We start from the raw sequence: 25,549 nt of genomic DNA on the forward strand, positions 1-25,549 counted from the left end.
TCCGTGTCCACCACCGGTGTCACCGTCAAGTGCCCGTGAAGGACAGGACCGGTGGAAGGGACGGACGGCTATGCGTGTTGTCGTGGTCGGTGGCGGTATCGGTGGACTCGCCCTGGGGGCGGGGTTGCGCCGCAGGGGGTTCGACGTGGCGGTGTTCGACCGCGACACCGACGTGGCGGCGACGGGCGGGTACCACATCACCCTGGACGGGCGGGCCCAGTCGGCGCTCCGGGAACTGGTGGCGCCGGAGACGGTGCAGCGGCTGCTGGCGTCGGCCTCGGCGCTGCGGCTGCGCGACCGCGACGCGTTCTGGGACCGTCGCGGCAGGCTGCTCGGCCACGGGCCGGACCTCGGCGGCGATGCCGGCGTCGACGTCGACCGGATCACGCTGCGCATGCTGCTGGCCGAGGAGGTCGGCGACGACCTGCACCTGGGGCGGACGGTGTCCGGGGTCGGCCGGGGCGACGACGGCGCCCCCCGGGTGCTGTTCACCGACGGCGCCGCACCCGTCCCGGCGGACCTGGTGGTGGGCGCGGACGGCACCCACTCCCTGGTGGCACGCCACCTGGCGGGAGGCCGGACCAACAGCCCGGCGGGCATCATCGGGTTCTCCGGCCGTACCCTCCGCACCGACCTGAGCCCCGGTGAACGGCACCGGCTCGGACCACGTTCGGGGCTGGCGGTCGGCCCGCGGGGCGCGGCGCTGTACACCGGCTTCCTCGATCCGGTCGGCAACGCCGCGCTCGATGCCCCCGAGCTGCGGATGTCCGTCACCACCGGCCCCACCTACATCTGGGGCGCCATGTTCCCCGAATCCCCGGCGACCGACGCCCTGCGCGCCGTGCGCGACGGCGCGTTGCAGGACGCGCTGGTCCGGAGGTTCCGCGCACAGGGCTGGGCCGAGCACACCCTCGAAGTCATCGCCCGCGCCGACCCGCACAGCGTGGCCGCGTACCGCTTCAACGCCGCCCCGACCCGCGCCACCGGGCTCGCGCCCTGGCCCGCGGGCCGCATCACCGCGCTCGGCGACGCCGTCCACGCGACACCGCCCACTGCCGGAATGGGGGCCGGTGCGGCGATCCGCGATGCCGCCGCCCTGCTCCGGCACCTGGGCGAGGTCGAGGAAGGCGGTACGACGACGGCCGAGGCCGTGCGCCGGTTCGAGGAGGGCATGCGCCGGCGCGGCAGCGAGGTCCTCACCCTCGGCATGCGGACGGTCCGCCTGATCCTGGCCACCGACACCGCACTCGGCGCCGCCGCCACGGCCGTGACCCTCCCGGTCCTGGCCGCCGCCGCCCGGCTGCGCCACCAGCGCCGCAGGGCGTGAGCAGGGGCCGGTCAGTCCGAGGTGATGCCCGTGAGGACGGCGAGGACGGCGAGACGGATGCGGTTGTCCCGGCCCGTCTTCGCCATCAGGCTGGACACGTGCGTCTTCACCGTGGTGACACCCAGGTGCAGCCGGTCGGCGATCTCCTGGTTGGACAGGCCCACGCCCAGCAGCCCGAGGACCTCCCGCTCGCGCGGGGTGATGCCCGCCACCGGGAGGTCCCCGGGGCCTTCCGGGGCGGACCGGGAGCGCAGGGCCTGGGCGACGAGGCGGTCGAGGACGTCCCGGCTGAAGGGTGCCCCTCCGGCCGCGGCCCGGCTTACGGCCTCCAGGAGTTCGGCGGGAGGGGTGTCCTTCACCAGGAAGCCGCAGGCCCCGGCGGCCAGCACCGGATACAGGTGGTCGTCGTCGTCGAAGGTGGTGAGGGCGACGATCCGGGTGGCGGGACGCGCGGCGAGGATGCGGCGGGTGGCCGTGATGCCGTCCGTGCCGGGCATCCGCAGGTCCATCAGGACGACGTCGGGCGTGAGGCGTTCGGCCAGCCGTACCGCCTCCGCGCCGTTGTCCGCCTCGCCCTGTATCTCGATGTCCGGAGTCTGCTCGAAGAGCATGCGCAGTCCCATGCGGACGAGCTGCTGGTCGTCGACGACGAGGATGCGGATCACGGGCGGGCCTCCAAGCCGGGCGGGGAGAGGGGCAGTTCGGCCGTGAGCCGCCAGCCCCCGGCAGCGGGGCCCGCGTCCAGCCGGCCGCCGAGCAGGTCCACCCGTTCGCGCATGCCGATCAGGCCGTGTCCCGAAGGGTACGTCTGCGTCCGGGCCTTCCCGGCGCCGTCGTCCTCGACCGTCACGTGCACGGCCTCGTTGGCGACCCGCACGGTCAGCTCGGCGTGTGCGCCGGGCCCGCCGTGCCTGGCCGCGTTGGCCAGGCCCTCCTGGGCCAGGCGGAGGACAGCGAGTCCACGCACCGCGTCGAGCCCCGCGACCCGGGGGTCGACGCAGGGGGTCACCGTCAGCCCGGTCTGACGGACGTGCTCCACCACCGACTCCAGTGCCGCCGGCAGCGCCCCGGCCGTGACCAGGGAACCGGTCTCCGGACCGCTCCGCCCGCCCGGGGCCCGCAGTACGGCCACCAGGCGCCGCAGATCGGCCAGGGCCGCGCCGGCGCTGGTGTGCAGGTCGTCGAGGACGTCGGTGATCCGCGGGTCGGTGGTGCCCGTCGCGGCGGTGACGTGCCGGGCCACACCGACGCGGAGCACCATGGAGGAGACGTGATGGGCGACCAGGTCGTGCAGCTCCCGCGCGATGGCGGTGCGCTCGGCCGTACGGCCGGCCAGCAGCCGCTGCTCCGCCCGGAGCTCCTGCTGTCGCGCGTACTCCCGCGCCTGCAGGGCGGCTTCGCGGGTCACGCGTACGTAGGAGCCCAGGAGCAGCGGTACGCCGGAGAGCATCGCCATCTTGTAGAGCACCGGCATGGAACCGCCGGGCAGCTCGTCGAAGCGGTGCACGGCGACGGTGAGCGCCAGTGCCGTCGCCCCGGCGGCGAGGAGGCGTCCGGAGCGCTGGACCGCCAGCTCGAAGAGGGTGACGGCGGCCAGCACCTTCAGCGACGTGGCCGTGCCCGCGCCCAGCGCGTGCGCGGCCACGAGCAGGGCCGTCTGCGCGAGCAGCGCGCCGAACACCCACTTCCCCGCGACCAGGCACAGGACCACCCCGGCCGCGGCGAAGCCCCAGTCCCGGGCCCCGGACGGCTGTTGCAGCAGCAGGAAGTACCCGACCATGACGCCGGCGAGCGCCAGGATCCGCACGCCGGCGAATCGCCGGTCGAACGCGAGCTCGATCCACGATCGGTTCATGGCGCCCACGATAGGCGGACGCCCGCGGGCCGGGTCTCCTCCCGTGGGAGGAGGCCCCTCCTCCCACCGGCCGCGATGTCCGGCCGGTGGACGGAACCGCCGGTCCGGGCCGGGCGCCGAGGATGATCGTCATGGACACCAAGGCGAACACGGATACGAGTGACCACGAGGACGCGGGACCCGCTGCCCCGGGACGGCGCTCCCTCCTCGGCGGCGCGGCCGCTCTGGGGCTGGGGAGCGCGGCCTTCGGCAGCACAACAGCCCGGGCGGCCGGTGCCCCGTCGAGGTCCCGCCCCGAGGGCGGCCGCTTCCGGGGGAAGTCGGTCCTCGTCACCGGGGGCACGTCCGGCATCGGCAGGGCGACCGCGAAGGCGTTCGCCCGGGAGGGGGCCCACGTCGGATTCTGCGGCCGGCGGGCCGAGTTGGGGCGCCAGGTGGAACGGGAGATCCGGGACGCGGGCGGCGAGGCCACGTACCTGCAGGCCGACGTACGGGTGGACGCCGAGGTACGCGGCTTCGTGGACCGGGTCGCGAGCCGCTACGGCGGCATCGACGTGGCCTTCAACAACGCCGGCATCGGCGGCGGCAGGCTGCCCCACGAGATGAGCGTCGAGGAGTGGGACGACGTCCAGGCCACGAACGCCCGCGGAGTGTTCCTCGCGGTCAAGTACGAGGTTCCGCACATGCTCAGGGCGCAGGGCGGCGTCATCATCTGCACCTCGTCGTCGGCGGCCGAACAGGCCCGGCCGAACGGGGCCGCGTACACCGCGAGCAAGCGCGCGGTGCAGGGCCTGGTGAAGTCCGCGGCGCTCGCCTACGGTCCCCGGGGGATCCGGATCAACGCCCTGCTGCCCGGCACCACCGACACCGCCTTCGTCCGCCCGCCGGGCATCCCGGACGCGGACTGGGCGCGGTACAAGCAGGCGTGGGGGCCGCTCAACGTCGACGGTCTCGAACGGATGGCCGATGCCGAGGAGATCGCGCGCGCCGTGCTCGGGCTCGCCTCGGACGACTTCCCGTACATGACCGGCGCGTCCGTCGCCGTGGACGGCGGGAGCGGCGCGGGCCGCAAGATGCTCCAGCCGGGCACCGCCTGAGGGTCTGGCCGGGTCAGTCCCCGGGAGTGGTGTCCTCGATCCCGTCGAGGAACTCCGCCAGCAGCCGGCGCACGGTGTCGGGCCGTTCCAGATGGACGTCGTGTCCCGTTCCGGGGACGCTCACGGCCACCGTCTCCGGTCGTTGCCGGAGCATGCGGTCGGCGTCCTCGGGCGGGATGATGCCGTTCTGGCCGAAGACGGCCAGGGTCGGGCAGGTGACCTCCGCCCACTCGTCCCAGAAGGCCCGCCGGGCGTTCTCGGCCAGCGAGGCGAGAAGCACGTCGGCGTCGAAGCGGGGCCACCACCCGCCGTCGCGTTCCTCCAGCCCGTCGGCCCAGCCTTCGCCGACCCGGCCGCCGCCGAGGAACCGCACGGCGGCGTCCCGCGAGGGGAACGGCATCGGCCAGGAGTCGAACCAGCCGCCGATCTCCGCGGGGGTGTCCGGAGTCGGGCCGCCGGGTGCGGCCTCGACGAGTACGAGGGCGCGGACGAGCCCGGGGTGCGCGGCAGCCGTCAGCATGGCCGTGCTGCCGCCCATCGACTGGCCCATCAGGACGGGCCGCCGCAGGCCGAGCTGTTCCGCCACGGCGACCACGTCGGCGACGTAGGCGGCGCGGGAGACGTCGCGCGGGCGGCGTTCACTGGCGCCGTGGCCCCGCTGGTCCACGGCGACGACCCGGTACCGGCGGCTCAGGTCCCGCGCGACGTCGTCCCATTCGCCGGCATGGCCGGCCAGCCCGTGCAGGAGGATGAGCGGGGGTCCGTCTCCGCCCCGGTCACGGCAGGAGATGCGGACGCCGTCGCGGATGACGGTGCGTTCGGACCAGGTCATGCGGCCTTCTCTCAGGAGGTGGTCGGTCGGAGGGAGGCTCCGCCGGACCCTTCTGGAGCAGTATGGAGGCCACCGCCCGCACCCTGCCCCACGAGGGCCGGGTCATGGGCGACGCGTGGGCAGCGGGGACGCGGGCGCACCGCACATCCTCACCGGGGCCCGGGAACTCGACGCACTGGCCGGCAACTTCCCCCCGCGCGTCTGCCCCGGCCAGGAGCACGACTTCGCCCCGGACCTCCTCGCCCCCGTCCTGACCGACGTGTGCAAGGCCTCCGCCCGCCCGGGCACGTCGTGGTGGGGACGGCCCGCCGTCTGCCATCGGTGAACACCACCCCGGGCGGGCGCAACGGCCATTAGCGTCCGGTCCCATGACGACGGTCACCACCCGCACGTTCACCACCCGCACGGTCGCCTACCCGGCCGACGACCTGACGATGATCGGACACCTCGCGCTCCCGGCCGGTACCGGGCGCCGGCCGGCAGTCCTGATCGGCCCCGAGGGGATGGGGCTCGGCGACGTCGAGCGCCGACGGGCCGAAGCCCTGGCCGAACTGGGCTACGTGGCGCTCGCCTTCGACCTCCACGGCGGACGCTACCTCGCAGACCCGCAGGAGATGCTGGCCCGTTGCATGCCGCTGCTCGCCGACCCCGACCGCATGCGGGACATCGGCCACGCCGCGCTCGACGTGCTGCACGCCGAACCACGGGCCGACCCCGGCCGGACCGCCGCCGTCGGCTACGGGACCGGGGGTGCGATCGCCCTGGAGCTCGGGCGTGACGGGGTCGACCTGCGCGCGATCGGGACGGTCAACGCACTGACCACGGGCCGGCCGGGCGAGGCGGCACGCATCCGCTGCCCGGTATGGGCCGGGGTCGGGTCGGAGGACCCGATCATGCCGCCGGCGCAACGGGAGGCGTTCACCGCGGAGATGCAGGCCGCGGGCGTCGACTGGCGCCTCACGGTCTACGGAGGAGCCCTGCACGCCTTCCACCACCCACCGGTCGACCACACCACGGTCCCCGGCGTCGGCCACCACCCGCGGCACGCACAGCGGGCCTGGCAGGACGTCCTCGCCCTGCTCGCCGAGTGCCTGCCCGTCACGGACTGATCCGGTCGGGGGCCGTGGCGTCCCCGGCTACGGCCGCCCGCTTCGGCCGGGAGCGAGCCGCTCGACCGCGACGAGTGCCGCGTCATCGCCGAGGTGGCCGCCCGCGTACGACCGCAGGTCGGCCCGCAGGCGGTCGAGCAGGGTCTGCGGGTCCTCCCGGGCCCAGGCCGTGAGCCGCTCGGCCAGGGGGTAGAAGGCGCGCGATGCGTCGCGCGCCTCGACGACCCCGTCCGTGTACAGCAGCAGCACGTCACCGACTTCGAACGGGAACGTCGCCACCGTCGCGTCGGTGGCGAGGACGTCCGCGAGCCCGAGCGGCGGTCTCGCCTCGGCCGTGTCCAGCGGGATCACCCGTCCCTGCCTCAGGAGCAGCGGTGGCGGGTGCCCGCAGTTCACCAGCCGTACCACCGGCTCGCGGTCGGGGATGTCGAGGACCAGCGCGGTCACGAAGGCCTCGTCCGCGTCATCGGCCGCCTCGCCGGCACCGTGTCCCGTGGACGCGGTGCTCCCCGGCTCCTCCGCCGAGCCGACGCCCTCCTCCAGTTGCCCGATCAGTTCCGGCAGCTCGTGCTCCCGGTGGGCGGTCACCCGGAAGGCGCCCAGCACCAGTGACGCCTCGCTGATGGCGTCGAGCCCCTTGCCCCGGGCGTCGCCGATCAGCAGCCGGGTCCCGGAAGCCGTCCGGGCCGCGGCGTACAGGTCGCCCCCCATCTGCGCCTCCTCCTCCGCCGCCAGGTAGACGGAGGCGATGTGCAGCGGTCCCGCCCGATGGGGGAGGGGGCGCAGTACGACGCTCTGGGCCGCGTGGGCGATGGTGCGCAGCCGCGCGAGCCGGTGCTCGTCGCGCTCCCGCAGATGGGCGAAGAAGGTGACGATGACCGAGATCAGGACCAGCGCGATGATCTGGTAGGTGTGGTTGAGGTCGGTGAGGCTCGTCCGCGCGACCGCCACCACCGACTGGGCCAGCACCGCGACCGCGCCCACGAAGGCCGTCATACGCGGCCCCGCGAACGAGGCCGTCACCGCGGGCGCCGCGATCAGGAACGGCCCCAGGTGCACCTCCGGCGGCGCGATGACGTCCACCACGGTGACGGCCGCGATCAGGGCGAAGGGCACGAGGAGCAGCAGTCGTCCGCCGCGCCGGGAGGAGAAGGGGGCGAGGGGCCGCCGGCGGGCATCCATGCGCAAGGCATACAGCACGGGACGGCCGATGTCCGGGTGCCGGGCCGGGCCGTGCGCCACCGCCGGTACCCGCCCCCCGGCGGCTTCCCCCACTTGCCATTCCTAAGACCCCTAGGATAAAACTAGGACTCCTAGGAAGAAATGAGGGAGGGTGCATGGCGCGCGCAGGACTGACGGCAGAGCGGGTGACGATCGCGGGCGCCGAGCTGGCGGACGAGACCGGGCTCGACCGGGTGACCATGGCGCAGGTGGCGCGTCGGCTGGGCGTGAAGGACGCGAGCCTCTACGCGCACGTCCGGGGCCTTGAGGACCTGCGCGGCCGGATCGCACTGCTGGCGGCGGACGAGAAGACCCTCCGCATCGCCGAGGCCACCGTCGGCCGGGCGGGCAAGGACGCGCTGGTCGCGTACGCCGACGCCTGGCGGGAGTACGCCCACGCGCATCCGGGCCGCTACGCGGCGACGCAGACCCCGATCCGGATCGACCCCGAACTGGCTGAGAAGGCGGCCGGGCCCCGGCGCGCGGTCGAGCTGACCTACGGCATGCTGCGCGGCTACGGCCTGACCGAGCCCGACCTGACGGACGCGGTCCGGTTGCTGCGCAGCACGTTCCACGGCTTCGTCGCCCTGGAGGCCGCGGGCGGCTTCGCGCACGAGCGTTCGCCGCAGCAGTCCTGGACCCGCGCCCTCGACGCCCTCCACACCCTCCTGGAGCACTGGCCCCCCGCCCGAGAAGGAGACTCCACATGACCGGCCCGACCCTCGCCACCCTGCGCGTGAACGGCGCGACCCTGCACTACGAGGTGCGCGGCCGCGGCCCGCTCCTGCTGCTGATCCCCGGAGGGTCGGGCGGCGCGGCCTCCTTCGACGGCATCGCCGACGGCCTGGCCGCCGAGTACACCGTCGCGACCTACGACCCGCGCGGCATGTCACGCAGCACGCTGGACGACCCCGAAGCCGAGCAGAGCGTGGCCGAACACGCCGACGACGCCCTGCGGATACTGGAACGCCTGTCGCCCGGCGAACCCGCGCGCGTCTTCGGCTCCAGCTCGGGCGCGATCACCGCCCTGCACCTGCTCACCGCCCACCCCGAACGCGTCCGGCGCCTCGTGGCGCACGAGCCGCCCGTGGTGGAGGTCCTGCCGGACGCCGCCGAACACCGCGTGCTCCTCGCGCGCGTGCGGGCGACGTTCCGGGCGGAGGGGCTCATGCCGGCGATGGCCGTGTTCGCCGCGGGCCTGAAGAAGCCCGGCGACACCACCGAGCCGAAGGCCGCGACGGCGCTTCCGCCGCAGGCGGCGGCACGGGCCGAGCAGACGATGACCAACCTGCCCTACTTCGTCGGCCGCATCCTGCCGGGCTTCATGTCCTACGCCCCGGACGTCCACCGGCTGGAGGCACTGTCAGACCGGCTCGTCCTCGCCTGCGGCGAGGACTCCCGCGGCGAACTGCCCTACCGGCCGGCCGCCTTCCTGGCCGACCACCTCGGCACGGAACTCCGGCACTTCCCCGGCGGGCACACCGGCCTGACCACGCACCCCGCCGAGTTCGGCGCCCTCCTCCGGGAAGCCTTCCGGTCCTGAAGGTCGTTTCACAAGGTGATCGAGGCCCTTGATGAGGGACACGAGCGACGCCGCAATGAGCATCCTTGTCCCTTTTCCAGGCCATCGAGCCGTAGGGTCGGATCGAGGCAAACCGGGCATCTTTCGGCCTGGTCACCCTTGCGAAACAACCTTTAGTTGTGCGGGACGCCGGTGCGTGCCGCGAGGCCTCGTAGTGCGGGTGTGGTGCGGCCGGAGACGAGGAGGCCGGATACGAGGGCCTTCACAGCCGGACGGGCGTGGGTCTCCTGCGGGGCCCAGTACTCGGCCTGCAGGAGGGCGCGGATGCATTCGTCTCGTCGGCCCCACTGGGCGAAGGCTTTCGCTCGGTCGGTGAAGTAGAGCGCGCGCCGCTCCGTGGTGGGCAGTGCCTGGGGTGCGAGGGCGTCGGCAGCGGTGATGGCTGCTGAGGGGTCGCCGGCGGTGGTCTCCGCCGAGATGAGGTGGAGTTGCACCGTCGCCTGGCTGAAGCCGCCGTTGGTGTCGCGGAGGTGGGTGACGGCGCCCAGGTTTCTGGCGATGGCGGCGGCCTCGCGGGTCAGCTCACGCATGCCGCTCTGATCGCGTTGATGGGCCACGGTGTAGGCGGCGCACTGAATCAGCAGGCCCCGCTGGGCGCTTCCCGTACTCCCGAGTTCACGCAATGCGGGTTCGTCGGCGGCGTTGAGGGCGAGAGTGAGGGCCTGATCGTGCCAGCCTGCCTTGCGGGCGAGGACGGCCTGTTGACGGGCTGCCTCAGCTACTGCGACGGGCGCACCGCCTGCGTCCGCGAACTGCCGTGCGCGGTCGGCTGCCATCCAGCCGAGCTGCGGCTCGTCGAGCTTGATGAGGATCCGGGTCGCCAGGAGGTACGCCTGCGCCAGCACACGGAAGCTGTCGCTGCCGCCGGTGGACCGATGGCCGGCGGAGATGAGGCGGGGGAGGCGGAGGGCGAGGTGGGAATATGCGCAGTCGTTGAACTCGGCCGAGGCCCGGCGCAGCTCGGCGGCCAGATGGTTCAGGGGCGCGTCCGCGGCAGCAGGGCCCAGGCCCAGCATCGCGTCGCGTAGTCCGGCGACGAGCGCCTCGCCGAGTTGTGCCTCCTCGGGCTTGCCGGAGTCAGATCCGGTGACGGGGGCGCCCATGGCGGCTGCCGCGGTGACCGCGAGGTCGGCGAGTAACTGCCGTCGCGTGCGCACCGGGTCCTCCCCTCCGTTGTGACCTGGGTATCCCAGCCTAGGGGTGGGCCGGCCCGGATACGGTCCCGTTCGCTGACTGGGCAGCTCCGGTTGGCCGCCTTCGGCCGGTGCGAGGCCGAAGTCCTGGGGCGGGATGCCGAGCGCCTGTGCGAACCGCTGGAGCACGAAGACGTCCGTCATGGCGGACTTCCCGCGCTCCAGCCGGGATACCTGGGCGGCTGAGTAGCCGGTTAGGTTGCCGAGCTCGGCCAGGGTCATGTCCCGCGCTCTGCGGGTGCGGCGGACCACCTCGCCGGGCGTCCCGGCTCCTGCGGCTGTACCTGCGACCTGCGGCTTTCGCACTGTGTCCATAACCCCGTCCCGTGTGCCCAAGGGCGCGCGTAGCCCCATGGGGCAGGGCCCACCCGCAGCTGTCCGTACGTGCACGAGATGCAAACTCCTTGCAGCCCGACGGCTACCGACTGTTGTACCGCGTCCCGCTGCGGTGGTCTTGGAGTTGCCGCGGTTCACCGCCGCCGCACACTCCTAACCCCCCGAGTCCTCCCAGGAAAGGACTTCCAGTGGATCGGTACCTGCCGCACCGCGAACGGCTGCTGACGTCATCCAGGCCCTTGCCGGACTTCGAAACGGTCGGATCGGACGGCCCCTGGCTCCACCTCGCCGACGGCCGCAGGATCCTCGACGGATCCAGCGGCCTGCTGTGCGCGAACGTCGGTCAGGGCAGCCCGGCGGTCTTCTCCCGCGTCGAGAAGCAGTTCTCCCGCTACACCTTCGGCGGCGCGGCCGTCGTCCAGCCCCGCATCCAGCTGGAGCTGATGGACCGCCTGTGCCGCGCCGTGGGGCGACCGGAGGACTCCGTCGCCTTGACCACCTGCGGGACCCTCGGGGTGGAAGTCGCCGTGGGCCTGGCGCGGAACATCGTGCGGGTCCGCGACGGGAAGCGGCGCGGGGAGATCCTGACGTCCGACCTCTCGTACCACGGCAACAGCGCCTTCACCCTCGGCGTGGCGGGCAACCAGATCCGCAATCCCCGCCCGGAAGACCGCTGCGGTCTCGGCCCCGCCTTCCCCGCGCCCTACCCACCCACACACGGCCACGCCCACGAGGGACACGGCTGCGATGCCGCATGCGCCGGCGAAGTGGCGCGGGCGATCGACAGCCGGGGCGCCGAGAACGTCGCCGCGATCCTGATCGAGCCGGTCAACGGAACCACGGGCGGCGCCTTCGTGCCCCCGGGCGGCTACCTGCGCAGGGTTGCGGACATCTGCCGGAAGCGGAACGTCCTGGTCATCCACGACGAAGTCCTCACCGGGCTGTGGCGCACCGGCACGCCGCTGGCGAGTCGGCACTGGGACGGGTGTGAGCCCGACCTGGTCGTCCTGTCGAAGGGCCTGGGAGCCGGCTACACCGGCGTCGGGGCGGTCCTGGTGGCGCCCGAGATCGCGCCCCTGCTGCGGCACAAGGACGCGGATCCGTTGCCCGCGATGGGGACCATGGCCACCCACCCCCTCCAGGCGGCGGCCTGCCTCGGAGTCCTGGACGAGCTGGAATCGATGGACTTCGAAGCCTTCGCCGTGCGCGGCGAGCGTCTCGGCGTGGCTCTTCGGTCCCTGACCGGGTGGGCGCCGGTCCGGGACGTCCGGGGCATCGGCCACCTGTACGGGGTCGAGGTCGCTCCCGGCCTGCTCTGGCCCCTGATGCGGGAGTGCGAGCGGCGCGGCGTCTTCTTCTACCCCTTCACGGGAGCCGGCCACCCGCGCAGCGAGGGCCTGGTCGTCGCGCCCCCGTTGAACTGCGACAGCCAGGACATCGACTTCCTGACCGGCGCGCTCACCGACGCGGTGACCGCCCTCAGCTGACCCATCCCCGCCCCGTCACGGGCGGGCCATTGCGACGGAAGGAAGACCATGCAGTTTCCCGTCACGGTCATCGACCAGCTCGACGAGGACCAGCTCAGCAAGTGGCACGACTTCTACGGTGTGACCGCCGACCGGCCCCGCTTCGAGGAGGAGGGCATCTGGCGACGCACCCAGCAGGAGGAGACCGCCACCAACTCCGGCTGGAGCGGAGAGGGCGACGCCCGTCGGCGCATCGTCCACTACTGGCACCAGTACGGCCTCGTGGACACCACCGCCGCGCCCGCACTCGCCATGACGCAGATGTACCTGTACCACTCGGTGGCCGCGCCCAGGAGCGAGATCGAGGAAGCGTGGGAGCAGAACCACGCCATGCTGACCGAGGGCGGCTGGAAGCAGGCCGGGGCCGGCCGGTTCGAGCTGGGTGACCTGCGCGTACACCTGGTCCGCTTCGAGGAACACCCGGAAGACCTCCGCGCACGCCGGGCGCTCCCGGCCGGCTACGAGGTCATCGACACCACGTTCACCTCGGTCAACACGTTCCCGCCGCGGACCATCCGGCGCCGGCCGTGGGAGGTTCTCACCCACGGCGTCCGGGTCAAGGACACCCCCGGGAAGCCGGTCTACGCCGACTCCCTGGCGCAGCTCACCGACTTCCTGCCGTTCCAGGTCGAGGTCGGCTGCGGTGTCTCCTACGAGGCCGGGATCCCGCCGCTGCACCGCCTCCACGAGATCTACCACGTCAACGAGATCGAGGACGAGCTCCTCGGCAAGGGCTTCACGTTCGTCCTGGCGCCGGGCCGGGACCCGCTGCTGTCGGAGATGTTCCTCCAGACCGAGGACAAGGTCGCCGAGCTGTCGGAGATGTACCGGACCTGTTTCCAGGCCGAGGTCACCCCGGCCCTGCACGCGCTCAAGCGGATGGAGGAGGCCGGGCACATGGTCGGCCCGTTCATCACGAACAACTTCGACGGGCTCGGGGCGCGCGCCGGGTTCCAGGAGCAGTTCATGCGCCGCTACGACCAGCGGATCCCGCCGGTCAGCTTCCACCCCGACGCGAAGGCGCTGGTCGTGATCGGGCTGCACGCCGACCGGCGGTGGGTGGCCAAGCGGGCCCGCGCGGCCGGGCTCAAAGTGTTCCTCGTCGACCCCGAGGGATTCCCCCGTCCGGACGGCTCCTGGTTCGCCTACCCGCTGGAGGGGCCGCAGACCGGTGACGTGGTCGTACGGCAGACGGCCGCCGCCGCGATCGGCGAGCTGGAGCGGCTGCTGAACCTCAACGCGAACAGCGAGTGAACTGCGGGGCTGGGGAACGGCGCTAGCCTCTGGGCTGGCCTGTTCCCCGGCCCCTTCGCACAGGGTCCCTCCCAGAACTGAGAGTCAAGGAATGCGCGTTTCAGTGATCGGCTGCGGCCACCTCGGTATCCCGCACGCGGCCGCGATGGCCCACCTCGGCCACGAAGTCCTCGGCGTCGACGTCGACCAGGCCAAGGTCGACCGGCTCAACGCCGGCGAATGCCCCATCTACGAGACCGGCCTCCCGGAGCTCCTCGCCGCCCACACCGCCAGCGGCCGCCTGCGGTTCACCACCGACATCCGCGAAGCCGCCGCCTTCGCCGAGCTCCACTTCATCGGCGTCGGCACCCCCATCGATGCCGACGGCCGCTCCTACGACACCGGCCAGGTCTACGGCGCGATCCGCCAGCTCGCCCCCCACCTCGACAGGCCGTGCACGATCGTCGGCAAGTCCACGGTCACTGTCGGCACCACCGTCCAGGTCACCGCCCTCGCCCAGCGCCTGGCCCCCGCCGGCACCGCGGTCGAAGTCGTGTGGAACCCGGAGTTCCTGCGCGAGGGCCACGCCGTGGAGGACACCCTGCGCCCGGACCGCCTCATCGCCGGCCTGACCACCGCCGAGGCCGAGAAAGCTATCCGCGCCGTCTACGCCCCGATCCTCGACGCTGGCGTCCCGATCTTCGTCACCGACCCCGCGACCGCCGAACTCGCCAAGGGCGCGGCGAACACCTTCCTCGGTCTGAAGATCAGCTACATCAACGCCGTCGCCGACATGTGCCAGGCCGCCGGCGGCGACGTCTCCCAGATCGTCGACATCCTCGGCATCGACCCGCGCATCGGCAGCGGCGGCATGCGCCCCGGCATCGGCTACGGCGGCGGCTGCCTCCCCAAGGACGTCCGCGCCTTCACCGCCTCCGCCCGCCAGCTCGGCGCCGACAAAGCCGCCACCCTCCTGCGCGCCGCCGAAGAGATCAACGAGTCCCGCACCGACACCGCCATGGACCTCATCACCGGCGCCCTGGCGGGCCGGCCCCTCAAGGGCGCCCGCGTCACGGTGTGGGGAGCGGCGTTCAAGCCCGGCACCAACGACGTCCGCGAATCCCCCGCCCTCGCCCTCGCCCACACCCTCCAGCAGGCCGGCGCCACCGTCACCGTCCACGACCCCCAGGCCGTGACCACCGCCATGACCCGCAACCCCGAACTCGACTACACCGACGACCTCGCCCAGTCCGTCGACGGAGCCGACCTCGTCGTCCTCGCCACCGAATGGCCCGAATACCAGCAGGCCGACCCCACCGACCTGGTCGACGGCCCTGCCAACACCCTGATCGTCGACTGCCGCACCACCCTCGACCCCGAACCCTGGCGCACCGCCGGCTGGACCATCCACCAGCTCGGACGCCCTGGCAAGTAGACGAACCCTCGCCGGCACGGGGGCCGCTGCCCGAGCTCATTCCCCCCGAAAGGCAGGAGGCCACGCGCTGTGGACCGTGCCGATGTACTTCTTCGCCGTGCCGCAGCAGGAGACCTGGGTGGCGCCACCGAGAACGCGGTGCTCGGCGTGATGGTGCTACAGGGCAGCGAACTGAAGCAGCTCTACGTCGACCCGGCTCGTCGCGGACCTGGGCTGGCTCGAGCAGGCGGGCCCACGTGCGGTCCGCCTCTCAGCGGGCGAACCGCTCATAGGCCGTCTGCCTCGCGGGCGGTAGCGTTCCGGCAGGTCACGTCAGGGGCACCGGTCCCAGTCCGGCCGCCGGCCGCGGTGAGCCGGGGCGCGGTGCCGATGAGTCGTCGTCAGGCGTCCGTCGGCGGGGTCCAGTTGGCGGTCACGGTCAGGTGTGCCTGGTTGTTGCCGTTGACGATGCCCAGCTGGAGGTCCTGGGTGAGCTGGATGCCGAAGGTGACGGTGATCTCGGTGGGCGGCACGGGTACCGAGGTCATCGAGGAGTGCACCTCGCGGACGAGGGCCCCCAGGGGCTTCAGGGCGGAGCGCAGTGCGTCGGTGGCGAAGGCGGCGACCGCATCGGCCCGTCGGCCGACCGGTACGAGGGGGCCGAGGCCCTCACCGGTCGCCGGGGCCGCCCCGGGGGCGCCGGTGAGGAGGAAGCGGACGGTGGAACCGTCCTCCAGGCCGATGTTCGCGGTGATGTCCTCGGTACTGGTCATGGAGGAATGGTGGGTGCGGGACGGCGGGCCGCACCTGCCGTTCGGGTGATCGGTTACCGAATCGTGGCATGCCCGGGTCAGGTGCACGGAGCACCCGGCGGGGTGCCGTCGGGGAGCAGTTTGCGTTCGGCCGGGGTGTAGTCGCGTGCGGCCGCGGCGCACAGGGCCCGGAACTGGACGTCGGGATCCAGCTCCAGCACGCGGGCCCGCTCCCCGTCCTCGATCAGCAGTTGCCCGGCCGCCGTGATCGCGGCGTTGCCCGTGTTGACCTCGAGGGGGAAGGGCAGCCGGACCTGGGCGGTGACGGTCGTCCCGTGCGCGAGGTCGTGGATGGTGAGGGTCCCTTCGTCCCATGTCAGGAGGGTGCCGTCCGGCCCGAAGCCGACCAGCTCCGCCGAGATGGACACCGTGACGGGGTCGGGCAGTTGCCTTCCCGCGTCGACGTCCCAGACGGGGATCCGGCCGTCGCCCTGCTTGACGGCCAGCCGGGTCCCGTCGGCGCTGAAGACCAGCATGTCGCCGTGCCAGTGCAGTTGCATGCTCGGGGTGGAGACGCCCAGACCGTGCAGGGGGGCGGCCGAGCGCTTCTGCGTCCGCAGGTCCCACAGGCCGATCTCCCCGTTCGTGGTGCCCGCCCGGCTCACGACGGCGGCCTGGCCGGGGTGCCCGGGCCTGGGCACGATCCGTCCCTCGCCCCACATGTCCCGCATGCGGCTGACGTCGTCGGGGTTCTCCTGGGCGGAGAAGGCGGGGGTGAGGACCGCCCCGGTCGCCGCGTCCAGGCGGGCCAGCGTGCCGTCCGATCCGAGCAGGGCGATCTCCGAGCCCTGGAGGCCGACGAGGCTGTCGGTGACCACCTCGTCCTTGAAGAGCCGGGGCAGGTCCACGCTCCGGCCGAGGTCCGTGGCGGCGTAGGCGCGGAAGAGGCCGTCGTCCCGCCGCCAGACCACGATCCACCGGCCGTCGGCGGTCCAGGTGACCCGTGCGGAGTCCGGGCCGGCGGGCAGGTCCACGGAGCGGTGGCGGGTACGGGAGGCGTCCAGTACCTGGAGGGAGCCGCGGGCCAGGCGCGCGATCGTGCGCCGGTCCGGGGCCAGGGCGTACTCCCCGTCGATGGCGTCCCCGCCCTTGAACCGTTCGGTGCCCGCCGGTGCGGCGCCCACCACCATGAGCGAGGTCCCGACGGCGACCAGTACGGTGAGTCCGCCTCCTGGTGCCGGTGCCACCGCCGAGGTAGCGGGCGTGTACATGACCGTGTCGGCGTTGGGCAGGCGGGCGGTGAAGTACCGCCCCGTGCGGAGGTCCAGCAGGCCGGTGTCGGCGTAGCCGCCGGGTGTCTCCACCTCGTTGCCGGAAGTGGGCGCGTAGTGTTCGTAGGTCGTCGACGGGTCGGCGTCCCTCCGGGAACCGGGCGCGGGGAGTTCGGTGACCGCACCCGGGGTGCGGCCCAGCGGGCGGCTGTAGTACCGGTTGCCCTCGGTCCAGACGGCGAGCTCGCCGCCCGCCCTGATCTCTGACAGGCCTTCGGTCGCGCCGGGGGGCGGGCCCGCGGTGTAGAGGGTCCGGCCGGTGGCGAGCTCCTTGACCGTCACCTCCGCGGATGCGGGGCGGCGGGTGTTGCTCACGGCCACCGTGTCGCGGTCGCCGGTGAAGGCGGCCGTGTCCAGGCCCGTCCGGGGCAGCAGGTCGGCGGCGACGGTGAGGGGCCGGCCGGAGGGCACCTCCCACGCGTCGGCGGACGCGGGTACGCACGGCCGGGTGCCGTAGGAGCACTCCGTCGTGCGGTCGGTGAGGGTGCGCAGCAGGCGGCTGCCGTCCGAGCTGAAGTCGAGGGCGAGGCCGACCTCCTTGGGTGTCTCCCGGGCGGGGAGCCGGAGCGTGTCGGGGTGCTCCGGGTCGTCGAGGCGCCACAGCCGGACCGAGTCGGGGGAGGTCACGGCGAAGAGGCGGCCGTCGGGACTGACGGTGCTCGCGTACGCGTCCGAGACCTCGCCGGCCAGTCTGCGGGTCCGGATCCGGCCGTCGAGTGCTCCGGTGACCAGGGTCCACACGAACCGGTTGCCGCCCCCGGGCGGGCTGCCGGCCACGACCAGGGTCCGTCCGTCCGGGGTGGCGTCGATGGCGCGGACGCTCCCCTCCCAGACGGCGGGGTAGGCGTGCAGGAGGTCCGGCTGGCGTACGTACTGGCGCAGCAGCGCCTGGGCGGTCTTGGCGGTCCGCTGGGTGCTCCGGGCGGCGAGGGCGAGCTGCAGCGCGGTCGTCGCCTCCCTGGACGGCGTGTCGTCGGCGGCCTGGGCCAGCAGGCCGGCCGCCTGGACGCGCAGCTGTTCCCCGGTGCGCTGCAGCCCCTGCCAGGCGAGGAGGGCGAGGACGGCCGCGAGGGCCGTCAGGACGGCCAGGGTGGCCATGGCGGCCCGCCTGATCCGGGTGCCGCGCCGGGCCGCCCGCGTGCTCAGCCGTACGTAGTCGGCCTCCTCGGGGGTGGCGTCGTCCGGGTGGCCGGCGAGGCGCCGCCGGGCCTCGGCCAGGTCGGTGCCGCGGAGCAGCCGGGCGGCCTCGCGGTCGTGGGCCTCCCAGCGGCGCAGGTCGGTCCGCAGCTGTTCCTGCCAGGCGCGGAACTCGCGGGTGTCGGTGAGCCACTGGCGCAGCCCGGGCCACAGCCGGGTGAGGGACTCGTGGGCGAGGTCGACGATCTCACCGGAGCCGTCCGGGGCGGGGTTGAGGACGACGAGCTTGCCCGGCGCCAGCTCCCGGGCCACCGAGGCGAGTTCGGGCGACAGCTCGCCGATCCGGGCGGGCCTGCGCACGAAGCCGTCACCCTCGGGCCTGGCCAGCTGGACCAGCAGCCGGCGGGCGGCCTGACGCTGCCGGCCCGTCAGGGCCTCCAGGCTCTCGTCGGCGTACCCGACCAGGGCGCCCGCGACTCCGCCCAGTTCGTCGTACGCGGCGTGGGTGAGCATCGAGCGGCTGCGCCGCTCCCACAGCCGGGTGAGCGCGAACTGCACCAGCGGCATGCGGCCCGGCGCGTCACCGGCGTCCGCGAGGATCCGCTGGGGCAGCCCGGGCTCGAACCAGAGGCCGGGCTCGGCCGCGACCGGCCCGGTCACCGCCCGCTCCAGGGCCTCGCCCGCCAGCGCGGCGAGGAACTCGACCGCCTCACCGACCAGTTCGGAGGACTCCGGCGTCACCAGCGCTTCCAGCGAACCCGGACGTCCGGTGGCCACCACCCGCAGCAGAGCGGGGCCCTCCCGGCCCGCGAGGCCGGCCAACAGCCGGAACAGCTCGCGGGCGTCGTCGGGGGCGCCGACCGCGTACTCCTCCAGCTGGTCCACGAAGAGCAGGTGTCCGGCGGCGGCCGCACCGGGCCGGGCGAGCAGCCTGGCCCGCAGCTCGGCCGGCACGTCAGGGCCGGCCTCCAGCAGCCGGGCCAGCTCCTCGGCCCGGGCGAGCCGCTCCACCTCGCCGGGCGCCGGGTCCAGCAGGCCGGACAGGGCCCGGGCCAGCACCGCCACGGCCCGTACGCCGGGCACCGCGCGCAGCTCGGACACGTCCATCCCCGCCGCCCGTGCCTTCGGCAGCACCCCGGCCCTGACCAGCGAGGACTTACCGCACCCCGAGGGGCCGACGACCAGGGTGACGGGGCGCCGCACCACCGCGCCGAAGACGCGCCGGGTGTCGTCGTCGCGCCCGTGGAAGAACTCCGCCCCGTCCTCGGCGAAGGGGGCGAGGCCCTGGAAGGGGCAGCGCGGGCTCAGGGTCCGCCCGTCGAGCAGGTCGGCGGACGGCAGCAGGTAGGCGGTGCGGTCGCCCAGGTGCGCGGCGACCGTCATGCCGACCACGCCGTCCTGGGCGTCGTCCCAGACGGGCGATCCGCTGAAGCCCCCCACGACGGCCGGACCGCTGGCGCCGACCTCCATCTGCACCCAGCCGGAGCCCTGCCCGGCGCGCAGCACACCGGACGCCCAGACGCCCTGGTCGACGCCGTGCGGGTAGCCGAGCGCGCGGAACGTGTGCCCCCAGACCGAGGTGCCGTCCACCAGCGGTGCCGGGCGCGTTCCGGCCACCGGTGCGTCGAGCCGCAGCAGTGCGACGTCCCGGCCGTCGTGGCGCCAGGACACCACGGCCGCCCGGGCCGACGGCCGGCCCGAGACGAGCGGGAAGTCCAGGTCCACGGGGCCTTCGGCGGGGTCCTCACCGGGCGGCCGGCCGAGCGCCTGGCCGACGACGTGGGCGCAGGTGCAGATCAGGTCGGGTGCGACGAGGAACCCGGCCCCCACGACCTCCCCGTCGGCGCCCCTGATCCGCACCTGCGAGGCGTCGAGCACCCCGCTCCCGCGCAACGCGGCCATGGACTCCCCCGATCCCCCGGCTCGGGCCAGCATCCGGCACGCCGGCGCCACGGGCAACACCCGTACCGGCCGTGTACGGGACGGAGGGGCTGTGGCGCCCTGGTGGCCCTTTCCTCCGGCATGTGCCGCGAAGATCCGCACGGTTGCCGCGGTGACGCCGCGTGGCCGCTCCTCGCCCATGACCCGGTGGGAAACTGCGGTGCGTGCCGGGGGCGGGGCGGTCAGACTCGCGGGCATGACTGCGAAGATCACCCGGATCAACCCCGAGCAGCTGCACGAGACGCCCGGCTACCACCACGTCACCGTGGTGGAGGCCGGGCGTACGGCGTACCTGGCGGGGCAGTGCCCGCTCGACCGGGGCGGTTCCCTCGTCGGTGCCGGATCGCTGGAGCGGCAGGTCGACCAGGTGGTCGCGAACGCGCTCGCCGCCCTGGCCGCGGTGGACGCCGAGCCGCAGCACGTGGTGCGCTCGGTGATCTACGTGCGGAGCGAGGACCGGGCCGAGCTGGGTGCCGCCTGGCAGCGGCTCACCGGTTCGGCCCTCGGCCCGGCGTTCACCACCGCCAGCACGCTGTTGGGCGTCGCGCAGCTCGGCTTCACGGGGCAGCTCGTCGAGGTGGACCTCACCGTGGCGCTGCCCGGCTGAACCCTCAGCCGAGGGGGGCGAGCTCCCACAGGCGGTGGTCCCAGCCGATGTCGCGGCGTGCGACGACGCGCAGCCCCGCCAGGGCGGCCAGCCCCTCGACGTCCTGCTCCGTGCGCACGCCCGAGCCGAACGCGGACTTCAGCCGCAGGTGGTGGAGGGCGGCCTCGGGGTCCGACCCGATGCCGTCGGGGCCCTCGACCTGCTCGGCCAGCAGCAGCGCGCCGCCCCCGCGGACGGCGGCGGCGTTCTCGCGGAGCGCCAGCACCGCGTCCTCGTCCGGGAGCTGCTCCAGCAGCCGGCACAGCAGGACGGTTCCCGCGCCCGCCGGTACCGGCCCGCTGGTGGGCACCAGCTCCACCAGGTCGCGCACCGCGGAGTCCAGCACGCGGTCGGCGACCGTGCGCAGCGCCGACGGCAGGGCGGCGACGCGGACCCGCAGGGCGGGGAAGGCCGCGGCGAGGCTGCCCGCGACGGCGCCGGCCCCGGGGCCGGCGAGGGTCACCGACCCGGCGGCGGCCCAGTCGTACCCGGTCCGGACGCCCGGGGCGATCCACAGGGCCTCGTCCTCGACGGCTTCCCGGGCGGACGCGCCGAGCCGCTCGTCCGCGGCCAGTGCCACGGCGAGGGGGGCTCCGGACGCGGTGCGGAAGCCGGCCCGGCCGGTGCGCAGCGTCTCGTGCAGGCCGGACAGGGACAGGTCGAGGGCGGCGTGCGCCCCGCGCAGGTCGTACTCCTCCAACGAGTGGTCGTCCTCGACGAGTTCCTCGCCCACCGGGGTCAGCCGGTAGCCGTCGGGACCGGCCGCGAGGACGTCCAGCTCGACCAGGTAGGACAGCAGGGCGGTCAGCGTGCGCAGATCGGTGCCGGAGCGGTCGGCCAGCCCGGCCGCCGTGCGCACGCCCTGCCAGACCAGGTCGACCAGCCCGACGGTCACCGCCGCCCGGATCGCCAGGCCCGGTGCCAGGTCGGTGAGTTCGTGCAGGCGGTCGTGCGGGTCGGGGGACTCGGGGGACTCGGGGGATTCGTGCGGGGAGGGGGCCGTCTCCGTGGGCGCGGCCACGAGCGCCGGGGGTTCCGTGCGCCGCCAGTAGCCGGTGATGTGGGTCTGCTCGCGCGGGACCTTCCGGTCGACGGCCAGATGGCGGCGGATGCCCTTGAGGGCCACCGCCTCGCCCGCGGCCCACGCGAAGACGGTGCCGGGCAGCCACTCCATGCCGCGTACGGCGCGCTCCAGCAGGTCGGTGGTGCCGGCCGGGGCCCCGTCGCGGACCAGCCAGGTGATCTCGGCGTCGGCGCGGGTCGGCAGGTCCTGGCGGTGGCTGTCCTCCCCGACCTCGATGAAGACCCGGGCGCGGGTGCCCTCCGACATCTCCGCGAGCCACCGGCCGATCGCGGGGAGCGCCGTCTCGTCGCCGACGACCAGGAGCCAGTCGGCGCCTTCGGGGTGGCGGTGGGACATCTTCGGCCCGGCGATCCAGGTGACGTCGCCCGGCGCGGCTGCCAGGGCCCACGCCGAGGCCACCCCGCCGGCGTGGTTGACGAAGTCGAAGTCGATCTCGCCCGCCCGCGGGTCGTACCGGACGGGGGTGTAGTCCTTGGTCAGCGGCCGGGCGTCGGCGGGCCAGTCGAGGCTGGAGACGTTCTGTCCCGGCAGGACCGGGGCGTCCGCGCCCTCCTCGGCGAAGAAGAACTTGACGTGGTCGTCGAAGCCCTCGCTGCTGAGCTCCGGCAGGTCCAGCCCGTTCTTGCGGAACGCTCCCAGCTGCGGACCGCCGAGGGTGACCCGTCGCATGCCCGGCGTCACGTCGGCGACGCGCAGCACCGTCAGCTCCCTCAGCACGATCGGGAAGGTGACGACGGAACGGGGGTTGCGGCTGGACATGACGGGCTCCTCACGTGATGGGACTGCGGTGTGCTTCCGGCGGTGCGCCGCCGTCCGGCCGGCCCGGCCGGACGGCGTGCGCGCCCGCCGCTACTGGCCTGCGACGGCCTTCTGGAGCAGCGGGACGAGCTGCTCGGTCGCCCAGGACGCGTTGAGCGCGTCGGGGTAGGCGATGGCGGAGGCCAGGTTGTTGTCCGAGGGCACCACCTGGAAGTGCTTGCCCTTGACGGAGTTCAGCGACTGGAAGAGCTTGTTGCCCTCCAGCTCCGCCGGGCTGATCACACCGCGGTTGCCGAACGGGTAGGTGACGAGGAGGACGTCGGCGTCGAGCTGGTCGAGGTTCTCCAGGCTGATGCCGTTCTTGTCCGGACCGTAGTTCTTCGCCTTGTCGGTCTTGACGAAGCCGAGCTTCTCGAAGACGCCCGGGTCCTGGGCCCCGTAGGACATGAAGCTGATCTGCTCCGGGTGGACGACCGCGTAGGTGTACGTCCTGCCCTTGAACTCCGGGTGGGCCGCGGCCGCGTCGGCCGTGGTCTTCTCGCTGGCCTTGATGACCTCCTCGGCCTTGGCCTCCAGGCCGAGGGCCTGGGCCGCCCGGCGCAGGCGGTCCTGCCAGGTGAGGGTGTCGGCCTGCGCCTTGTCGGTGTAGGTCACCACCGGGGCGATGGGCGTGAGCTTCGCGTAGTCCTTGTCCATCTCCCAGGTGTTCATGCCCAGGATCACGTCGGGGGCCTCGGCGGCGATCGCCTCGTACGCGGTGCCGTCGGTGTCGTCGTACGTCTTGAGCTTGCCGGCCTTCAGCCGGTCGATGGCGCGCTGCTTGAACTGGGCGACGGGCGAGCCGTCCTCGACGTCCGGGGTGATCACGGGGACGATGCCCAGGGCCAGAGCGATCGAGGTGTCGCCGTCCGAGACGGTGGCGACCTTGACCGGCTTCTTCTTGACCTCGGCCGTGCCCCAGGCGTTCTTCTGGCTGACGGGCTTGAAGGCGCCTGCGGTCGTGGCGGAGTCGCCCGGCTTGTCCGCGCCCTGCTCGTCGGTGCCCCCGCCGCAGGCGGCGAGCAGGGTCAGGGAGAGGGCGGCGGCCGTCGCGGTGGCCGCGCGCCGCAGACGACGGGCGGTGGTGGTGCGGGTTCTGGCGTAGCTGGACAAGGGGTTTCTCCTATGCGGGATTGCGGTGCCGGCGGCCGAGGGGGAAGATCTGCGGCCGGCCGGATCGGGGGTGGGGGACGACCAGGCAGTCGAGGCCGAACACCTCGGCGACGGTCTGCTCGGTGAGGACCTCGTGCGGAGCGCCCCGGCGCACGATCCGGCCGTCGCGCATGGCGACGACGGTCGAGGCGTACAGGGCGGCCTGGTTGAGGTCGTGGGAGACCAGGACGATGGTCCGGCCGGTCTGCTCGTTCAGATCGGCGAGCAGGTCCATGACCTCGATCTGGTGCGCGATGTCGAGATAGGTGGTGGGCTCGTCGAGCAGCAGGGTGGGGGTCTCCTGGGCGAGGGCCAGGGCGATCCACACGCGCTGGCGCTGGCCTCCGGAGAGCTGGTCCACGGGCCGGTCGAAGAGCTCGGCGGTGCCGGTGGCCTCCAGCGCCTGTGCGACGAGGAGGTCCTCGGCGGGGCTGCTGCGCCGCCCGAACCGCTGGTGCGGGTGGCGGCCGCGGCGCACGAGGTCCGCGACGGTGATGCCCTCGGGGGCGATCGGGGTCTGCGGCAGGATGCCCAGGCGGCGGGCCACTTCCCTGGTGGGGAGGGCGTGGATGTCGCGGCCGTCGAGCAGCACCGAGCCGGAGGCCACCGGCAGCAGCCGGGCCAGCGACTTGAGCAGGGTGGACTTGCCGCAGGCGTTCGGGCCGACCAGGGCGGTGATCCGGCCCGGTTCGACCTCCAGCGACAGGGCGTCGACGACGGTCCGCCCGTCGTAGCCCGAGGTCACCGCCCGGGCTTCGAGGGCGGCCGGGGCGGGATGGTCCTTGACGGGGTGGTCCTTGACGGGGTGGTTCACGAGGGGGCTCCTTGCCCGCGGCGCAGGATGAGCAGGACGAAGTAGGGGGCGCCGATCAGCGCCGTGACGGCCCCGGTGGGCACCGGGGAGATCAGCGGGCCGTGCTGGGCCAGGACGTCGGCGCCGAGCACCACGGCCGCGCCGACCGCGGGGGCCAGGGTGAGGGCGCGTTCGGTGCCGACGAGCCGGGCCGCGACGGGGCCGCTGACCAGGGACACGAAGCCGATCGGGCCGGTGACGCTGGTGGCCAGGGCCGCCGCGGCGGCGCCGAGCAGCAGGGCCGCCGTACGGGCCCCGCCCACCCGGGTGCCGAGGCCCGAGGCCAGTTCGTCGCCCAGGGACATCGCGTTCAGCGGCCGCCGGAGCAGGGCCGCGCAGGCCCCGCACCCGGCCAGGGCGACGGCGAGCGTGGTCACGCCCTCCCAGGTGGCGCCGCTGACGCTGCCGACGAGCCAGCGCATGACCTGGGACAGGCCCTGCTTCCCGGCCATGGTGAACAGGTAGTTGGTGTAGGCGGTGGCGACGGCCGCGAGGCCGATGCCGATCACGACCAGCCGGTGGGTGTCCACCTTCCCGCCCCGCCGGCTGAGCGCCAGCACCGCGCCCACCATGAGGAACGCCCCCGCCATCGCGGCGGCTTCCACCCCGTACGGGATCGTCGGCACGAGGAGCAGCACGGTCACGGCACCGGCTCCGGCACCGGCCGAGACGCCGACCACGTCCGGGGTGGCCAGGGGATTGCGGACCAGCCGCTGGTAGAGCGCGCCGGCCAGTCCGAACAGGGCGCCGCCCAGCAGGGCGGCCAGCGCCCGGGGCAGCCGGATGCGGTGGATCACGTAGTCGGCGAGCCCGGTCCGCAGGCCGAACGCGGCGGGCAGGACGTCCCCGGCGGGGATGTTGCGCAGCCCGCCGAGCAGGACGGAGGCGACGAGCAGGGCCAGGAGCAGGGCCAGCAGCACCAGCCAGGTGGCGGTGCGCCTGCGGTCCGCGGTGCGCCGGGCCGCGGCCAGCCGCGCCGCGGTCGCGGCCGGCCCGGCGTGGGGTCCGGCGGGCACGGAGCCGGCTCGGGCGGGCGCGGAGCCGGGTCCGGCCGGTCCGGCGGCCGGGGGCCGCTCCGGCGGGGCGGCGGAGGCCGCCGGGCCTGCGGTGATCACGGGGTCGTGGGACAC

The 25,549-nt window shown here is 73.9% G+C and carries 21 protein-coding genes; 10 read left to right on the forward strand and 11 right to left on the reverse strand.

Features of this window, described 5'->3' with window-relative positions; all coding sequences use genetic code 11:
- The first annotated feature begins 70 nt into the window (after window positions 1-70).
- Window positions 71-1,327 (forward strand): FAD-dependent oxidoreductase, encoded by a 1,257-nt coding sequence (locus ACIPW5_RS05810; RefSeq protein ID WP_401240846.1) that lies wholly within the window; start codon window positions 71-73, stop codon window positions 1,325-1,327.
- Between the two features lie 11 nt (window positions 1,328-1,338).
- On the opposite strand, the gene ACIPW5_RS05815 is transcribed toward ACIPW5_RS05810, so the two are convergent.
- Together ACIPW5_RS05815 and ACIPW5_RS05820 are read right to left on the reverse strand one after the other, a co-directional pair.
- Window positions 1,339-1,992, reverse strand: a complete 654-nt coding sequence (locus tag ACIPW5_RS05815; RefSeq protein WP_401240848.1) for a response regulator — start codon at window positions 1,990-1,992, stop codon at window positions 1,339-1,341.
- Window positions 1,989-3,182, reverse strand: a complete 1,194-nt coding sequence (locus ACIPW5_RS05820) for a sensor histidine kinase (protein WP_401240851.1) — start codon at window positions 3,180-3,182, stop codon at window positions 1,989-1,991. The genes ACIPW5_RS05815 and ACIPW5_RS05820 overlap by 4 nt, the downstream gene beginning before the upstream one ends.
- A gap of 131 nt (window positions 3,183-3,313) precedes the next feature.
- Here ACIPW5_RS05820 and ACIPW5_RS05825 point away from each other — a divergent pair, with 131 nt between their 5' ends.
- Window positions 3,314-4,279: an SDR family NAD(P)-dependent oxidoreductase gene (locus tag ACIPW5_RS05825; protein ID WP_401240854.1), complete on the forward strand. Its 966-nt coding sequence runs from the start codon at window positions 3,314-3,316 to the stop codon at window positions 4,277-4,279.
- Window positions 4,280-4,292: 13 nt separating this feature from the next.
- On the opposite strand, the gene ACIPW5_RS05830 is transcribed toward ACIPW5_RS05825, so the two are convergent.
- Window positions 4,293-5,111: an alpha/beta fold hydrolase gene (locus ACIPW5_RS05830; RefSeq protein ID WP_401240857.1), complete on the reverse strand. Its 819-nt coding sequence runs from the start codon at window positions 5,109-5,111 to the stop codon at window positions 4,293-4,295.
- A 115-nt stretch (window positions 5,112-5,226) separates the two neighbouring features.
- Between ACIPW5_RS05830 and ACIPW5_RS05835 the strand changes: the two genes are divergently transcribed.
- Together ACIPW5_RS05835 and ACIPW5_RS05840 are read left to right on the forward strand one after the other, a co-directional pair.
- Window positions 5,227-5,436, forward strand: coding sequence for a hypothetical protein (locus ACIPW5_RS05835; protein ID WP_401240860.1), 210 nt, complete (start codon window positions 5,227-5,229; stop codon window positions 5,434-5,436).
- 43 nt (window positions 5,437-5,479) lie between these two features.
- Entirely contained in the window at window positions 5,480-6,220 is a 741-nt protein-coding gene (locus tag ACIPW5_RS05840) for a dienelactone hydrolase family protein (protein ID WP_401240862.1), read from the forward strand.
- Window positions 6,221-6,247: 27 nt separating this feature from the next.
- Here the strand turns inward: ACIPW5_RS05840 and ACIPW5_RS05845 are convergent, their stop codons facing one another.
- Entirely contained in the window at window positions 6,248-7,402 is a 1,155-nt protein-coding gene (locus ACIPW5_RS05845; protein ID WP_401240864.1) for a PP2C family protein-serine/threonine phosphatase, read from the reverse strand.
- Between the two features lie 155 nt (window positions 7,403-7,557).
- Between ACIPW5_RS05845 and ACIPW5_RS05850 the strand changes: the two genes are divergently transcribed.
- Entirely contained in the window at window positions 7,558-8,151 is a 594-nt protein-coding gene (locus ACIPW5_RS05850) for a TetR/AcrR family transcriptional regulator (protein WP_401240867.1), read from the forward strand.
- Entirely contained in the window at window positions 8,148-8,984 is an 837-nt protein-coding gene (locus tag ACIPW5_RS05855) for an alpha/beta fold hydrolase (RefSeq protein WP_401240870.1), read from the forward strand. The genes ACIPW5_RS05850 and ACIPW5_RS05855 overlap by 4 nt, the downstream gene beginning before the upstream one ends.
- A gap of 152 nt (window positions 8,985-9,136) precedes the next feature.
- Here ACIPW5_RS05855 and ACIPW5_RS05860 read toward each other — a convergent pair whose 3' ends face one another.
- A complete protein-coding gene (locus tag ACIPW5_RS05860) occupies window positions 9,137-10,570 on the reverse strand; it encodes a helix-turn-helix domain-containing protein (RefSeq protein WP_401240871.1) in 1,434 nt (477 codons plus the stop codon).
- A gap of 170 nt (window positions 10,571-10,740) precedes the next feature.
- On the opposite strand from ACIPW5_RS05860, the gene ACIPW5_RS05865 reads away from it, so the two are divergent.
- From ACIPW5_RS05865 to ACIPW5_RS05875, 3 genes are all read left to right on the forward strand, one after another.
- Entirely contained in the window at window positions 10,741-12,039 is a 1,299-nt protein-coding gene (locus ACIPW5_RS05865) for an aminotransferase class III-fold pyridoxal phosphate-dependent enzyme (protein WP_401240874.1), read from the forward strand.
- Window positions 12,040-12,087: 48 nt separating this feature from the next.
- A complete protein-coding gene (locus tag ACIPW5_RS05870; protein WP_401240877.1) occupies window positions 12,088-13,332 on the forward strand; it encodes a hypothetical protein in 1,245 nt (414 codons plus the stop codon).
- A 91-nt stretch (window positions 13,333-13,423) separates the two neighbouring features.
- On the forward strand, window positions 13,424-14,746 hold the full coding sequence (locus tag ACIPW5_RS05875; RefSeq protein ID WP_401240880.1) for a UDP-glucose dehydrogenase family protein: 1,323 nt from the start codon (window positions 13,424-13,426) through the stop codon (window positions 14,744-14,746).
- Between the two features lie 380 nt (window positions 14,747-15,126).
- Here ACIPW5_RS05875 and ACIPW5_RS05880 read toward each other — a convergent pair whose 3' ends face one another.
- Entirely contained in the window at window positions 15,127-15,498 is a 372-nt protein-coding gene (locus ACIPW5_RS05880) for a CU044_2847 family protein (RefSeq protein ID WP_401240883.1), read from the reverse strand.
- 77 nt (window positions 15,499-15,575) lie between these two features.
- Window positions 15,576-19,847 carry a trypsin-like peptidase domain-containing protein gene (locus tag ACIPW5_RS05885; protein WP_401240886.1) on the reverse strand — a complete coding sequence of 1,424 codons (4,272 nt, stop codon included), beginning with the start codon at window positions 19,845-19,847 and terminating at the stop codon, window positions 15,576-15,578.
- 235 nt (window positions 19,848-20,082) lie between these two features.
- On the opposite strand from ACIPW5_RS05885, the gene ACIPW5_RS05890 reads away from it, so the two are divergent.
- On the forward strand, window positions 20,083-20,493 hold the full coding sequence (locus ACIPW5_RS05890; protein ID WP_401240889.1) for a RidA family protein: 411 nt from the start codon (window positions 20,083-20,085) through the stop codon (window positions 20,491-20,493).
- 4 nt (window positions 20,494-20,497) lie between these two features.
- Here the strand turns inward: ACIPW5_RS05890 and ACIPW5_RS05895 are convergent, their stop codons facing one another.
- The 4 genes from ACIPW5_RS05895 to ACIPW5_RS05910 form a co-directional block, all read right to left on the reverse strand.
- Window positions 20,498-22,375 carry an SIP domain-containing protein gene (locus ACIPW5_RS05895; RefSeq protein WP_401240891.1) on the reverse strand — a complete coding sequence of 626 codons (1,878 nt, stop codon included), beginning with the start codon at window positions 22,373-22,375 and terminating at the stop codon, window positions 20,498-20,500.
- A 90-nt stretch (window positions 22,376-22,465) separates the two neighbouring features.
- Window positions 22,466-23,527, reverse strand: coding sequence for an ABC transporter substrate-binding protein (locus ACIPW5_RS05900; protein WP_401240893.1), 1,062 nt, complete (start codon window positions 23,525-23,527; stop codon window positions 22,466-22,468).
- 10 nt (window positions 23,528-23,537) lie between these two features.
- The gene (locus ACIPW5_RS05905; RefSeq protein WP_401240895.1) at window positions 23,538-24,380 is read right to left on the reverse strand and encodes an ABC transporter ATP-binding protein; all 843 of its coding nucleotides are present in this window, start codon (window positions 24,378-24,380) and stop codon (window positions 23,538-23,540) included.
- The gene (locus ACIPW5_RS05910) at window positions 24,377-25,549 is read right to left on the reverse strand and encodes a FecCD family ABC transporter permease (RefSeq protein ID WP_401240898.1); all 1,173 of its coding nucleotides are present in this window, start codon (window positions 25,547-25,549) and stop codon (window positions 24,377-24,379) included. Before ACIPW5_RS05910 ends, ACIPW5_RS05905 begins: the two co-directional genes overlap by 4 nt.

It is taken from the genome of Streptomyces sp. NPDC090077, assembly GCF_044747545.1.
Taxonomy (GTDB): domain Bacteria; phylum Actinomycetota; class Actinomycetes; order Streptomycetales; family Streptomycetaceae; genus Streptomyces.